Raw genomic sequence first — 13,741 nt, 5'->3', positions numbered from 1 at the left:
GATAGTTTAGAAAAACACGACGGCGAGGCATTCTCTGGCTATCCGTCATCAAGCATCGTCAGTTTGGAATCATCTTCATTCAGATGTGGCGAAAAAAACGATCTGCTCATAACTCCGCGCAACCGTGCTGGATACCGGCTTTCACCGGTACGACTGGATTGGAAACTGCGCAGCATTTTGAAGTCATTCTGTCGAAAGTCGGAATCCAGCTCTTTCGATCGTTATTTCGGCTGCCTGCCATTGAGCAGTTACAGAACATATTCTTTCGGGAAGCATCCCGTCCGGGCCAGGCACCAATAAGATAAAAACACAGGAACGCAAAACCATGACCGACAGACACGCCCAGCGCCGGGAAAGGCTGCGGGAACGGCTGCACGAAGCCGGACTTCCGGCATTGCTGGTCTCCAACCCGGCCAACAGATTCTACCTGAGCGGATTCGAACTGCACGATCCCCAATGCAACGAAAGTGCGGGCATGCTGGTTGTCGACGCCGCTGGAAAGGACTGGCTGCTCACGGATCCGCGTTACGAAATCGCCGCTGCCAAGGTTTGGCCCAGGGAGCGGCTGTTCATCTATACCAGCCCCAAGGTACAGCAGATCCGAAATTTTCTGGCCGGATTGAACTACAACGCCCTGGGATTTGAATCCCGGGCCATGAGTTATGATTTTCATTCCGAATTGAAGGACCACATTGTCCTTGCGCCGACGCAAAGCATGGTTGAAATTTTGCGAAGGATCAAGGATGAATACGAGATCGCCCTGATGGAAGCGTCCAGCAAGCTGAACCACGAGGTTTTCGCCATGGTGCCGGATCTGTTGCAGCCGGGGCGCACGGAACGGGAGATCGCCTGGGAGATGGAAAAGCTGTTCCGGGAACGCGGCGCCCAGGAACTGGCCTTCCCCACCATCGTGGGCGTGAACGCCAATGCGGCCCAGCCGCATGCCGTTCCGGACGACACCCCTGTCCGGGAGGACTGCCTGGTTCTGGTGGACGCCGGCGCCCGGCTCAGCGCCTACTGTTCGGATCAAACCAGGACCTTTTGGGTCGGCGCAGCCCCTTCGGATGGCTTCAAGCGCACCATGGACCTGGTCCGCAAGGCCCAGGACGCGGCCATCGAGGTTATTCGTCCGGGAAAGCCGGTTGCCGACGCATATCATTTGGTCAAGGGATTCTTTCGAGACCATCTTGTGGATGAGCGGTTCAACCACGGCCTGGGACACGGTATCGGCCTGGAAACCCACGAAGCGCCGAGTCTGGGACCCCATGACAAGACCATCCTGGCTCCGGGGATGATCGTCACCGTGGAACCAGGTCTCTATTATCCCGAATGGGGCGGCATCCGCTGGGAATACATGATTCTGGTCACGGAAGACGGATGCCGGATTCTGTGAGTTCCTGTAAATTCCTGGACATCATTTTCTATGTCCATCAATGACGAAAACTTGATCACATGAGGTTTGTCATGAACATTCGCCACCCCGCCCTTTCTCAGTCGTCCTTCCTTGCGTGCATGCTCCTGGCCCTGGTTCTGTCGTGGCTGCCGGCCCCCGCCGCGGCAGCTTTGGACGACCATCTGGAAGCCAAGGTGGGCCAGATGCTGATGATCGGATTTCGGGGCCTGGATGTGGAGGAAACCTGCTCCGTCATTCAGGACATCCGTGCCGGTCGGGTAGGAGGAGTGATCATTTTCGACTATGACGTCGCGTTGAAAAGTCGCGTCCGCAACGTGGCCTCGCCGGAACAGCTCAAGAACCTAGTGGCCAGGCTCCACGCCGCGTCTCCGGACGTCCCGCTGTTCGTGGCCATTGATCAGGAGGGCGGACGGGTCAACCGCCTCAAGGAAATCTTCGGTTTTCCGGCAACGGTTTCCAAGGGCTGGCTCGGCATGCAGAACGACCTGGCCCTTACGGGTGAGTATTCCCGCCAGACCGCTCGGCTGTTGTCCGAACTGGGCATCAACATCAACCTTTCCCCCGTTGTGGATGTGAACGTCAACCCGACCAATCCGGTCATCGGCATGCTGGAACGCAGCTTCTCCGACAACCCGCAAATTGTCGCCCAGCAGGCCATCGCGGAAATCCTCTCGCATCAAGCCGAAGGCATTTTAACCGCGCTGAAACATTTTCCCGGCCACGGCAGCTCCACCACGGATTCCCATCTCGGATTCACCGATATCACCCAGACCTGGACCGAAATCGAGCTGGAACCCTACCGGGAAATCCTGAACTCCGTCGGCACGGACATGATCATGACCGCCCACGTGTTCAATTCCGCGCTGGATCCCACCTGGCCGGCGACCCTCTCCCCGGCCATCATGCAGGGGCTGTTGCGCGATCAGATGAACTATCAGGGCGTGATCATCTCCGACGACATGCAGATGCAGGCCATCACGGACCACTACAGCCTGGAAATCGCCCTGGAACAAACCATCCTGGCCGGAACGGACATCATCATTTTCGGGAACAACCTGGTCTATGAAGATGGGATTGCGCAAAAGGCCCAGGAGATCATCCTGGGGCTGGTTCGGGATGGACGCATCACGGAGGCTCGCATTCAGGAGTCATATGCACGGATCATGCGGCTCAAGGCCCGCCTCGCCGCGCGCAACAACATGGCTTGCATCCGATGCGATGCCTTTTGAGATCACCCATGCGGATTCCGATACACATTGAACAGGCCTGTATATTGACGGCAAATGGATCGATCCCGACATGAAAATCAATGTTTCCATTTCCGAATTGCGGGTGACGAAGCAACCCGGCGTGGTCCTTGTAACGCATTCGCTCGGGTCCTGCATGGGGCTTGCCGCCTACGACCCGGTGGCCGGAGTGGCGGGTTTGATTCACTGCCTCCTGCCCAAGCCAATGCTGAACAAGAAAGCCATGGACAATCCGGCCATGTGCGTGAGTACCGGAGTTCCGGCCATGATTCGGGAAATGTATTCCCTGGGCGCCCGGCGCCCGAACCTGATTCTCAAGGCCGCCGGATGCGGTAGAATGATGAATGTGCTCAACCAGTTCAACACCGGCAAGCGCAATCAGGAGACCTTGCTGGCTCTTCTGGAGTATAACGGGCTGGAGCTCGCGGGAAGCGATCTGGGCGGGAGCATTCCCCGCACCATGTACCTGGAGGTGGACAGCGGGCGGGTCTTGATCCGGTCAAAAAGAGAGGAACGGGAAATATGATCAAACGGAAGATTATTCTGTCCCAGATCGACCGGGTGCCGGTTCTCTCCACGGCAGTCCAGGAAGGCTTGCGGCTTCTGCGCGATCCCCAGGTGGACATGGGCGACCTGTCCCGGACATTGCAGCACGATCCCGGAATTACGGCAAACATTCTCCGGTTGGCCAACACGGCATATTTCGGCTCCGTGAACCGCGTAAACAATCTGCGGGACGCCGTGGTCCGCCTCGGCGCGAAACGGGTTTCCCAATTGCTGTTGACCGTGGCCGTCACCCCGCGCATCAGCGGCGAACTGGCCGGCTATGATCAGCCGCCCTGCGCCCTTCTGGAACAATCCCTGGCTATTGCCGTGGCCGCTGAACTGACCGCCGCGGAACTCGGCCTGGAACCCCCGCCCAACACGTTTACATCCGGTCTTTTGGCCTGTATCGGCAAGCTCATCCTGAACCAGTTCCTGGACAACGAATGTGACGAGGTCCTCGTCCTTATGGATACCGAGGACATCTCCTTTGAACAGGCGGAACTCCGAGTCCTGGAGGCGGATCATCCGGAAGTCGGGGCACGGCTTCTGGAGTCCTGGAACCTGCCCGAGGAAATCGTTCGCGTGGTCCGCCATTTTCGCAATCCGGACGCCTCCCCGGATCAGGATACAACCCTGGATCTGGTACACGTGGGCTCTATTGTCGCGGGAATGGTCGGAATCGGTCAGGGGGTGGACGGGATGCGCTATCCCATCTCAGAGGCTGTTGTCGAACGGTTGGGCCTGACCGAGGTGATAGTGCAAAATGTTATGGTCGACGTGCTGGACCATGTTGCCAAACTCAAGGAAGTCCTGCCCAAGTGCGGAACGTAGGCCACAACGCGCCGCAACTCCGGCCTGGCGTGCGACAGGGGCTTTTTTGAACTTTTGGAGCAGTCGTTGGGTATTACGCGTGGGAGACGCCGGGAATTCGCAGGGCGATGTCGCCTTGGGGAAGTTGCCAAGTATCCGGGGCGGATGAGTCCACGGGCAACGGCCTGCCGTTCAGGGAGGCGTTTCGCAGGTGGTCGAAGAACTTGGGGGGCTGGAGCTTCAGGAATCTGAGCAGGCTTTCCGAGGATACGAACAGTCCGTGATGCAGAAATAGTCCGGCCAGTTCGCGGCCCACGGCATTGTAGAGCCGAACGTGCAAACGGAACGGCTTTTTATCCGCTGCGTCGAAACCGGCGTCTTTTCCCTGGGAAATGCCTTCCCGCATTCGGCTGTAATACCCGCCGCGACGCATGGTCGCACCCACCAGTCCGGGCATGGCTGCGGACAGGGCCAGTCGTGAGGTCGGTCCGAGCAGGGCCCGGTCCAGATCGTCAATGGCTTTCCCGTCCAGAAAAATGGTCTGCAGACTTTTTTCCGTGTACACCCCGCAGACGCCGACCAGCTCGCACAAAAACTCCCGCAAGGTGCAGGGTTCCGGAACGGGCATGTCGAAGCCGCCCTGAAGAAGAATGCCGAAATATTCCGGGGCGTCATGCTCCATCAGGACCAGCGGCAAATTGCCCAGAATTTGATCATAGGGTTCGGGATAGGGAGCTGTGTACGGCACGGTGATTCCTGAATTCAGGTTTGTCTGCTTTGCACGGCTTTGGTCGCCGCATCAAGGAAATTCCCGGGCCGGATGCCTTGGCCCCCGGCCCGGGAAGAAATCATGACAGTTAGAAGTTGTAGACGCTGTCCAGTTCCTCGGGGGAGACGTCGAAGACCACGTTATGAGGCGTCAGCGGCTCGCGAGAGAAGTAGCGGGGCAGACGGTCATGTTCAGGACCGAAGCCGGCTTTCTTGTTGAACTCCTGCTCCATCTTCAGGATCTTCTGGCCCAGGGCGACCACGTCGTCGGCGGTCATGTTCAGGCCGTACATGTGGTTGATGGAATCGACCATGGCGCCGAAGGTCTCGGGCTGATCCAGAATGGCAAAGGCGATGAACAGGCAGTAGCCGGTGGCGTCCAGGGCGGCGGTGGCCACCTGCAGATTGCGGGACAGCGCGGCCTGGCCTTCGCTTTTCAGCGGATCCACGTCCCCGCCGACCTTGAGGATGTTGGTGGCCACGGCATACCCGGCGGTATGGTCCGCGCCCTGGGTGGAGGTGGCGTAGGTCACGCCGATGCCCTTGACCGCGCGGGGGTCGTAGGCGGGCATGGCCTGGCCCTTGACCACCGGAGCGTGTTCAAGACCGTAGCAGCGGGCCGTGGTGGCCGCGCCGGCGCCCAGAATGCGACCCAGCGGCGTTCCCTTGCCAACTTCGTGGACCAGGTTGATGGCGCCTTCGGCATCGCCGAATTCGATCACTCCGGCCTGCATGGCCACGCCGATGGTCACGCCCATCTCAATTGTGTCCAGCCCGTAGTTGTCGTCCAGGAAATCCAGCTTGGCCACTGCGTCCAGATCGTCGATGCCGCAGTTGCCGCCGTGGGACCAGACGGTTTCGTACTCCGGCTGCTTGGTCATGTAGTTGCCGTCCTTGTCCGTCCAGATTCCGGAACACTGGATGGCGCAGCCGCGATGGCAGCCGTGGGTGGCCACGCCGCCGGGACGGGTCTTCATGGTCTCGGCCTGCAGCTCGCCGGACAGATTCTGGGCGTGCTTGTAGCGGCCTTCGCGGAAGTTGTAGGTCGGATAGCCGCCGGCCTCGTTGAGCACGTTGGTCAAGACATTGGTCCCGTAAGTGGGCAGGCCCTGCCCGGTGACCGCGTGCTGCTTCAGCCCTTCCACGAATTTGCGATTGGCTTCCTTGAAGCCGTCCGGGTTCGCGGGCTGGCGCATCTTGGTGTTCGAGGCATCGACCACGATGCACTTGATGCCCTTGGAGCCCATCACCGCGCCAACGCCGCCGCGGCCGCAATGCCGGGTGGGCCGGAATTCCGGATCGGTGACCGCGATGGAGGAGTTGGAAAAACGCATTTCACCGGCCGTGCCGATGGAAATGACCGAAACCTTCTCGCCGTGCACGGGTTTGAGTTTTTCGATCAGATCATAGTTGGGCAACATCTTGAGATCATTGGCCTTCTCGATCTTCACGTCCTTGTCGTCAATGACGACCTTGTACATGTCGTCGCCCTGGCGTTCGCCTTCCAGAATCACCGCGGCATAACCCAGTCGGCCGAGTGCCTGGGCAGCCGTGCCGCCGGCGTTGGATTCCTTGATGGTGCCGGTCAGCGGGCTCTTGCAGCCCACGGAAATGCGGCCGGAGGAGGAAGCAGCTGATCCGCTCATCAATCCGGGGGAGATGACCAGCTTGTTTTCCGGTCCGAGGGGATGACAATCCGCGGGAACTTCCTTGAACACGACCATGGTGGTCATGCCGCGCCCCCCCATGCCCGCATAGTCGCCCACCGGCTCAACAGTAGCCTTGGGGCCGCCTTGCGCGCCAACGTCAATCCGCAAAATCTTGTCCATGAATCTACCTCCTTAACGGGTTATCCTGACAGGAATAATAACGTATAAAATCGCCAAAACATCTGCGGCACTTCAACGCAATCACTGCTGATGCTCCGGCATGCCACCTGAAATCATCTGAAAACTGTACTTCTCAACTCCGGGAAGCATCTTCTGAGGGTTTGCAACAAAGCGTAGTACCTAGCCGGTAACACCACAACATGCAATAATCTTCTTTCGTGAGCCATTCCGGAAAAAAGATGCAACACCCTCTGTCTTTCGTGTTTTACCGCGCACTCTATTGGCGCTTTACGGGCCTTTCAACACCCGCAATCACTTCAACATCGAAGACAGCTGTCGCAAATGTGAGCGCTCTTCGTCAATACATTGCTGAACAAATTTCTTCTCTGAATCCGGCACCAGTTCACGCATTTCCATGAAAAACAGGATGGTGTCCTTTTCAAAGCCCATGGCCAGACGGATGGCCTCGTTTTCGTCACCGGCCTCGGCCAGACGCTTTTGCAGATCAGGGGAGAAAATCGAGTGCGAGTCGATCAACGCCTCAAGATACATCCCGTATTCTTCGTTGGTGCTCCAGGCCGGCAGCTCGATCTTGCCGAGGCGATCCTTGAGTTGTTGAAATATGTCCTCGTGTCGGGCTTCTTCCTTGGCAAAAAAGAGAAAAAAATCCTTGGCGTCCGGATTGTTGGCCGCATTGGCCGCGTTGGAGTAAAAAACCTGTCCCTGTCGCTCGATCTTTACCGCAGCCTCGGCAATCTCGGCTGCTTGAAAAAAAACGGCCATTGTCTTCTCCTTGATTCCGGTCCGTTGCGAAATGAATCGCAAGCAAACGAACTCTACAACTCGTTGGGCAGTTCGAGCAATTGTTCGTTGGTGAATACCGGACCGTCCACGCACACGTATTTTGTTCCGATATTGCATCGACCACAGATGCCCACGCCGCATTTCATGCGTTTCTCCAGGGTCGTAACGATCTGCTTGTCCTTGAAGCCCAGCTTCTTCAGGGCCTGCAGGGTGAACTTGATCATGATGGGGGGGCCGCAGGTCACGGCCACGGCCTTGCGCGGCTTGGGCGCCATTTCCAGCAGCACGTTGGGAATCAAGCCCACCCTGTGCTCCCAGCCCTCGGCTTCCCGGTCGATGGTCAGCACGGTTTCCATGTCCTTGCGCTCCAGCCACTCCGGCAGTTCATAGCTGAAAGCCATGTCCTGGGGGCTGCGCGCTCCGTAGAGCACCCGGATCTTGCCGTAGTCCGCCCGGTTGTCCAGCATGAACAGCAGCAGCGTACGCAAGGGGGCCATGCCGATCCCGCCGCCGATGAACACGATGTCCTTGCCCTTCATGGATTCGTAGGGGAAAAAGTTGCCCAGGGGGGCGCGCACGCCGACCCGGTCTCCCTTGGAAAGGGTATGCAGCTTGGTGGTCACTTCCCCGGCCCGCATCACGCTGAACTGGAGATACTCCTTGCGCGTGGGCGGGGAATTGATCACGAAGGTGGCCTCGCCGATGCCGAACACGGACAACTGGCCCACCTGACCGGGCTCGTAATGGAAGTCCCGCATCCGTTCTTCATTGCCCAGAACAACCCGAAACGTCTTGATGTTGTGGGTTTCCTGGATGGTTTCAACAATCGTCCCGATTTCCGGGAGATACGGGTTGGCCGCCAGTGGGGATCGTTGCGGATTCTCGGTCATTTTGCGGCCTCCTCAACAGCCTTGGGTTGGTAATCCATGGCCCTGGTCACGATTTCCCGGATGTCCACGCATACCGGACAACTCTTGATGCAGCGCCCGCACCCGCAACAGGCGATGACCTTGTCGTGCAGATCCGGATAGTAGCTGAACTTGTGCCCGACCCGGTTCCGGAGACGATGGGCCTTGGTCGGGCGCGGGTTGTGCCCGCTGGCTTCCATGGTGAACTGGAAGGACATGCAGTTGTCCCAGGACCGGACGCGGCGCCCGGTCAGGCCGGCGTTCTCGTCCGTGATGTTGAAACAGTAGCAGGTCGGGCACAGGTAGGTGCAGGCCCCGCAACTGATGCACTTCGCGGACATCTCTTCCCAGAACCCCAGGTCGTCGAACAGGGCCAGCAGTTTCTCCCGGGCAGGCCCGAAATCCTGCGGTTCGCCCATCTCCTGGAGCGCCTTCTCGCGCACCGACTTGGCCTGATCGGCCTTGTCCCCAGCAGCTTCGAGCAGCGAACTCTCCAGTAGCGGCGCGGCCTTGTCGCTGACCGCCTCAACCACATATCCGCCCTCCACCGGCGTGAGCAGCAGATCCGAGCCGGTTGCATCGCCGGGAGCGGATCCCACGCTGTGGCAAAAACAGGAGTTCTCGGCCCGGCTGCAGGCGATGGTGGCGAAAAGAGTGGCCTCGCGACGGGCCAGGTAGTAGGGATCCTTGTATTTCGCTCCGTCGTAGACCCGGTCGAAAATCAGAAATCCTCTGGCCCCGCAGGGACGGGAGCCGAAAACCAGGGTCGGTTCCGGGGAAATAGTGGGCAGCAGCTCCACCTCCACCTGACCCAGATTCTCGGGATCCTTGCGATAGTCGTAACGCAGAAGTTCCTCGCTGGCCGGAAAAACCGCGCTTTTCGGCGGGGTCGTGGCTTCGGCGTCCAGTTCCACAGGCTGTCCAGGGGCGTAGGGCGCGAAGACCACGGCATCGCCCTGTCGTGTGGGAGCCAGAACGCGCATTTGGCCCGACAGATCGTCCAACCATGCCGTCAGCTTGTCGTTTGCTATGAATTTGGCCTCGGCCATTACCAACCTCTCTCGTTGATGTTCTCTTCCTCCACCTGGAAGGAGAGCAACGGCGGTATCGCCTTGGGATCGACACCGGCGTCGTAGTCGAACAGTTCCTTGATTTCCTTGTTCAGCTTGCGCTTCAAGGCCAGGACGGGAATATCCACCGGGCAGGCCCGTTGGCACTCGCCGCACTCCACGCAGCGTCCGGCCAGGTGCATGGCGTGGATCACCTGGAACATCCATTTTTCCCGCACCTCGTCTTCCTGGGTCACCCAATGGGGTTCCCGGGACTGGGCCACGCAATGATCCCGGCATACGCACATCGGACAGGCGTTGCGGCAGGCGTAGCAGCGGATGCAGCGGTCCATCTCTTCCTTCCAGTGTTCGAACCGGGATTCCAGGGACTGGGATTCGAAGTCCTGAACATCGCTGTAGTCGTCCACCGCGGCATGAGGCTCCCGCGGTTTGCCGGCGAAATGATCGTGAACCAGGGCATTGGGGAACCGACAGCGCAGACACTTGTCCGCCAGGACGTCCGCCAATGGGATGTCGGTTTCCCGGCCGTCGTGATGCAGCCGCAGGCTGTCGGGGGAGAGGTCCACCTGGCTGACCCGGCCGATGTCGCCGAGCTTGCGGCGGACCTTTGTCAAATCGGCCACACCTTCGCAGGGGAAGCCGAAGACCACGATGTTTTCCTGGTTGATCAGCCCTTCCTGCACCAGCTGGACCACGGCCCGGCTGTCGCAGCCCTTGACCACCAGGCCGACCTTCTTGTTCTTCAATCCGGTAAGATATGTCGCGGTATTGTGCACGGCCAACGGACCGATCTGGAGGCGCTCCACGTCCTCGGCGCTGCGCATGAACAAGGGCGTGGCGTGCAGCGGATCAAAACCCTGCTCCCAGCCGATGACCATGTCCAGTTTCGGCAGTTGCGCCGTGATCTGTTCCTTGAGTTGCGTGAGAATCGTCACGGTATCAGCTCCTTAACACGCGGCTGCGGCAGCCTTGTTCTGTTCGTGGACCGTTCCGATACGCGGCGCGGGCCCAAGCTTGTGAATCTGCTCGGTGAAGGTGGTCACCACTTTCTGCCAGCGCTGACCTTCGGACGCGGAAACCCAGGTGTACTCGAAGCGGTCCGGATCGATGCCCATGGTGGGCAGGAACCGTTTGAAGATTTCCAGCCTGCGGCGGGCGTAGAAATTGCCTTCGGCATAATGGCAATCCCGGGGATGGCAGCCGGAGACCAGGACCCCGTCCGCGCCGGACAGCAGGGTCTTGGCCACGAACAAGGGGTTGATCCGTCCGGAGCAGGGCACGCGGATGATCCGCAGGTCCGTGGGCTGGGAAAACCGGCCCACTCCGGCCGTGTCCGCCCCGCCATAGGAGCACCAGTTGCAGAGAAAACCGACGATACGTAGTTCCTTTCCGGCTAGAGCTGACATAATGCATTGACCTCGGCGAGAATCTGGTTGTCTGTAAAGTGCGAGAGCTGGATGGCGCCTTGCGGACAGGTCGCGGTGCACAGGCCGCAGCCCTGGCAGACGGTCTCAATGACTTCGGCCTTGGGCTCGCCGCGAAAATCCACTTCCTTGATCGCGCCGAAGGGGCAGACCTGGATGCACTTGGCGCAGCCCACGCAACGCTTGATGTCCACCATGGAGATCATGGGATCGTTTTCCAGCTTGTCCTTGGCAAACAGGGACAGGACCTTGGCCGCGGCCGCGCTGCCCTGGGCCACGGAAGCCGGAATGTCCTTGGGACCCTGGCACGATCCGGCCAGATACACGCCGGCCGTGTTCGTCTCCACGGGACGCAGCTTGGGATGGCTCTCCATGAAGAAGCCGTATTTGTCGTAGGAAATGCGCAGTTTCTCGGCCAGTTGCGGTGCTCCGACAGCAGCCTCGGCCCCGGCCGCCAGAACCACGAGATCCGCCTCCACTTCCACCTGGGCGCCCAACAACGTATCCACGCCCCGGACCAGCAGCTTGTCGCCCTTGGGGTAGATCATGGAGACCCGTCCCCGGACATAGTTGGTGTCGTATTCTTCCATGGCCCGCCGGGTGAACTCGTCGTACATCTTTCCGGGCGCCCGGATGTCCATGTAAAAGACGTAGGAGGTGGAATCCGGGATGTGGTCCTTGGTCAAAATGGCCTGCTTGGCCGTGTACATGCAGCAGAATCCGGAACAGTACGGCCGGTCCACGCTCTTGTCCCGGGAGCCGACGCACTGCACGAAAACGATGGTCTTGGGTTCCTTGCCGTCCGAGGGTCGCTTGACATGGCCGCCGGTGGGGCCGGAGGCGGAGAGCAGACGCTCGTACTGCAGGCCGGTGATCACGTCCGGCAATCGTCCGCCGCCGTATTCGCCGTATTTGCTGATGTCGAAGAGGTCATACCCCGTGGCCGCGACGATGGCGCCCACTTTTTCCGTGACCACCTCTTCCTGCTGTTCGTAGACAATGGCCTTGGTAGGACAGACTTTGGCGCAGATCCCGCATTTGCCCTTGGTGAACTTAAGGCAGAACTCGGGATCGATTACGGCCTTCTTGGGAATGGCCTGGGGAAAGGGAATGTTGATGGCCGTGGTCATGCCCACCTGTTCGTTGAACCGGTCCAGGGACTTCTTGCTCGGACACTTTTCCATGCACAGCCCGCAGCCCGTGCACAGATCCCAGTTCACGTAGGCGGCCTTGCGCCGGATCTTGACCTCGAAATTGCCCACATAGCCGCTGATGTCCTCGACCTCGGACATGGCGTAGAGCTTGATCTTGGAATGCTGGGCCACGTCCACCATTTTCGGACCGAGAATGCAGCTGCTGCAGTCCACGGTGGGAAACGTCTTGTCCAGCTTGGCCATCTTGCCGCCGATGGTGGATTCGCGCTCCACCAGCACGACTTCGCGGTCTCCGTCCGCGCAGTCCAGGGCAGCCTGGATTCCGGCCACTCCGCCGCCGATAACCATCACCCGCTTGTTGATGTCGAACTGTTTGGCGAACAGCGGTTTGTCCTGGCGCAGCTTTTCCACGGCGATGCGGGTCAGCTCGATGGCCTTGTTGGTGTTCGCTTCCTTGTCCTTGCCGATCCAGGAAACATGCTCCCGGATGTTGGCCATCTCGAACATGAACCGGTTCAATCCGGCCCGTTCCACGGTGCGGCGAAAAGTGGGCTCGTGCATCCGCGGCGTGCAGGACGCCACGACCACGCCGTCCAGTTCGTTTTCCTTGATGGCCTGGATGATTCCTTCCTGTCCGGGCTCCGAACAGGCATACATGGTGTCCGAGGCAAAAATTACGTCGGGAAAGGCGCGGGAAACTTCGGCCACCTTGGCCGCATCCACCGTCCCGCCGATATTGCTGCCGCAGTGACAGACAAAAACTCCGATCTTCATGAATGTTCCTCCGGCTGTGCCTTGCGGATCAGGCGGCCTTCACCTTGCTGGTTTGCTTTGCGGCCTGCGCCTGAGCCTGTGCTTGGGCCTTGGCCGCCGCCTTTTCCTGCTCCTCGTCGCGGGCCTTTTGCATGGCGTCCAGGGCCAGTCTCGGCGAGACGCACAGCTTGGACAGACCCAGTTCGTCCTGGGGCAGCCGCAAGGCTAGGCCGATCAGTTGGGTGTAGTAGAAAACAGGTAATTGAAATTTGTGTCCCGCGGCCGCGGAAGCCTGACCCTGGCGCATGTCCAGATTCATCTGGCACAGCGGGCAGGCCGTGACCACGGCATGCGCCCCGAGGCCCTCGGCCGCTTCCAGAAGCTTGCCGGACAATCTGGCCACGATATCCTTTCGGGCGATGCCGTAGGATGCGCCGCAGCATTCGACCTTGAGCGGAAACGGCACCACCTCGGCCCCCAAAGCCTGCATCAGCTTATCCATGGACGTGGGGTTTTCGTGGTCGTCGAACTGCATCACCTCGGGCGGCCGGTTCATGATGCACCCGTAATAGGGCGCCAGCTTCAAGCCGGCCAACGGCTTGTCCGGCAACATTTCGGCCACGGCTTCGGGGCCGATGTCCTCGGCCAGGACCTGCAGCACGGATTTGACCGGCACGGTGCGCTGCGTAGGCTTGTCCAGCAGCTCATTGACCTGGACCCGGAACTCCCGGTCGCTCATCCGGTGCACGGCCACCTTGAGATTGGTCAGGCAGCTCGGGCAGGGGGTGATCACCGCGGCCACGTCCATATCCTCGGCCAGCGCCAGATTGCGCGCCGCCAGGGCTGAAGAGAGCAGGTGATCCACGGTATGCGCCGGCGTGGAGCCGCAACAGCTCCAATCAGGTATGTCCAGCAGATTGATGCCCAGGGCACGGCACACCGCCCGGGTCGAAACATCGTACTCAACGGAAGTCCCCTGGCCGGAACAGCCCGGGTAATAGGCATAATTCATCG

The 13,741-nt window shown here is 59.8% G+C and carries 13 protein-coding genes; 4 read left to right on the top strand and 9 right to left on the bottom strand.

From position 1 onward, the window contains the following. Positions 1 to 325: 325 nt before the first annotated feature. The 4 genes from ACYQ15_RS17240 to ACYQ15_RS17225 all read left to right on the top strand — a co-directional run bounded on the left by ACYQ15_RS17240 (position 326) and on the right by ACYQ15_RS17225 (position 4,038). Entirely contained in the window at positions 326 to 1,393 is a 1,068-nt protein-coding gene (locus ACYQ15_RS17240; protein ID WP_459938733.1) for a M24 family metallopeptidase, read from the top strand. A 71-nt stretch (positions 1,394 to 1,464) separates the two neighbouring features. Continuing rightward, positions 1,465 to 2,643 carry a glycoside hydrolase family 3 protein gene (locus ACYQ15_RS17235; protein ID WP_459938732.1) on the top strand — a complete coding sequence of 393 codons (1,179 nt, stop codon included), beginning with the start codon at positions 1,465 to 1,467 and terminating at the stop codon, positions 2,641 to 2,643. A 70-nt stretch (positions 2,644 to 2,713) separates the two neighbouring features. Then, positions 2,714 to 3,187: a chemotaxis protein CheD gene (locus tag ACYQ15_RS17230; protein ID WP_459938731.1), complete on the top strand. Its 474-nt coding sequence runs from the start codon at positions 2,714 to 2,716 to the stop codon at positions 3,185 to 3,187. Further along, positions 3,184 to 4,038, top strand: coding sequence for an HDOD domain-containing protein (locus ACYQ15_RS17225; protein ID WP_459938730.1), 855 nt, complete (start codon positions 3,184 to 3,186; stop codon positions 4,036 to 4,038). Before ACYQ15_RS17230 ends, ACYQ15_RS17225 begins: the two co-directional genes overlap by 4 nt. 73 nt (positions 4,039 to 4,111) lie before the next feature. Here ACYQ15_RS17225 and ACYQ15_RS17220 read toward each other — a convergent pair whose 3' ends face one another. The 9 genes from ACYQ15_RS17220 to ACYQ15_RS17180 form a co-directional block, all read right to left on the bottom strand. After that, on the bottom strand, positions 4,112 to 4,765 hold the full coding sequence (locus ACYQ15_RS17220; protein ID WP_459938729.1) for a hypothetical protein: 654 nt from the start codon (positions 4,763 to 4,765) through the stop codon (positions 4,112 to 4,114). A 109-nt stretch (positions 4,766 to 4,874) separates the two neighbouring features. Next, entirely contained in the window at positions 4,875 to 6,614 is a 1,740-nt protein-coding gene (locus tag ACYQ15_RS17215; protein ID WP_459938728.1) for an aldehyde ferredoxin oxidoreductase family protein, read from the bottom strand. Between the two features lie 312 nt (positions 6,615 to 6,926). Next, positions 6,927 to 7,397, bottom strand: coding sequence for a ferritin-like domain-containing protein (locus ACYQ15_RS17210; RefSeq protein ID WP_459938727.1), 471 nt, complete (start codon positions 7,395 to 7,397; stop codon positions 6,927 to 6,929). Between the two features lie 53 nt (positions 7,398 to 7,450). Continuing rightward, complete coding sequence (locus ACYQ15_RS17205) at positions 7,451 to 8,308, bottom strand: FAD/NAD(P)-binding protein (RefSeq protein ID WP_459938726.1); 858 nt, start codon at positions 8,306 to 8,308, stop codon at positions 7,451 to 7,453. Continuing rightward, on the bottom strand, positions 8,305 to 9,375 hold the full coding sequence (locus ACYQ15_RS17200) for a 4Fe-4S dicluster domain-containing protein (protein WP_459938725.1): 1,071 nt from the start codon (positions 9,373 to 9,375) through the stop codon (positions 8,305 to 8,307). Before ACYQ15_RS17200 ends, ACYQ15_RS17205 begins: the two co-directional genes overlap by 4 nt. Next, positions 9,375 to 10,331, bottom strand: a complete 957-nt coding sequence (locus ACYQ15_RS17195) for a 4Fe-4S dicluster domain-containing protein (RefSeq protein ID WP_459938724.1) — start codon at positions 10,329 to 10,331, stop codon at positions 9,375 to 9,377. The genes ACYQ15_RS17200 and ACYQ15_RS17195 overlap by 1 nt, the downstream gene beginning before the upstream one ends. A gap of 12 nt (positions 10,332 to 10,343) precedes the next feature. Beyond that, on the bottom strand, positions 10,344 to 10,802 hold the full coding sequence (locus ACYQ15_RS17190) for a hydrogenase iron-sulfur subunit (protein ID WP_459938723.1): 459 nt from the start codon (positions 10,800 to 10,802) through the stop codon (positions 10,344 to 10,346). After that, a complete protein-coding gene (locus ACYQ15_RS17185; protein ID WP_459938722.1) occupies positions 10,790 to 12,748 on the bottom strand; it encodes a 4Fe-4S binding protein in 1,959 nt (652 codons plus the stop codon). The genes ACYQ15_RS17190 and ACYQ15_RS17185 overlap by 13 nt, the downstream gene beginning before the upstream one ends. Positions 12,749 to 12,776: 28 nt before the next feature. Beyond that, the gene (locus ACYQ15_RS17180) at positions 12,777 to 13,739 is read right to left on the bottom strand and encodes a CoB--CoM heterodisulfide reductase iron-sulfur subunit B family protein (protein WP_459939611.1); all 963 of its coding nucleotides are present in this window, start codon (positions 13,737 to 13,739) and stop codon (positions 12,777 to 12,779) included. Positions 13,740 to 13,741: the final 2 nt, after the last annotated feature.

Source organism: Desulfonatronum parangueonense, from assembly GCF_054656975.1.
The sequence above is the reverse complement of the archived record's forward strand: the minus strand, read 5'-3'. Positions and strand labels throughout refer to the sequence as shown.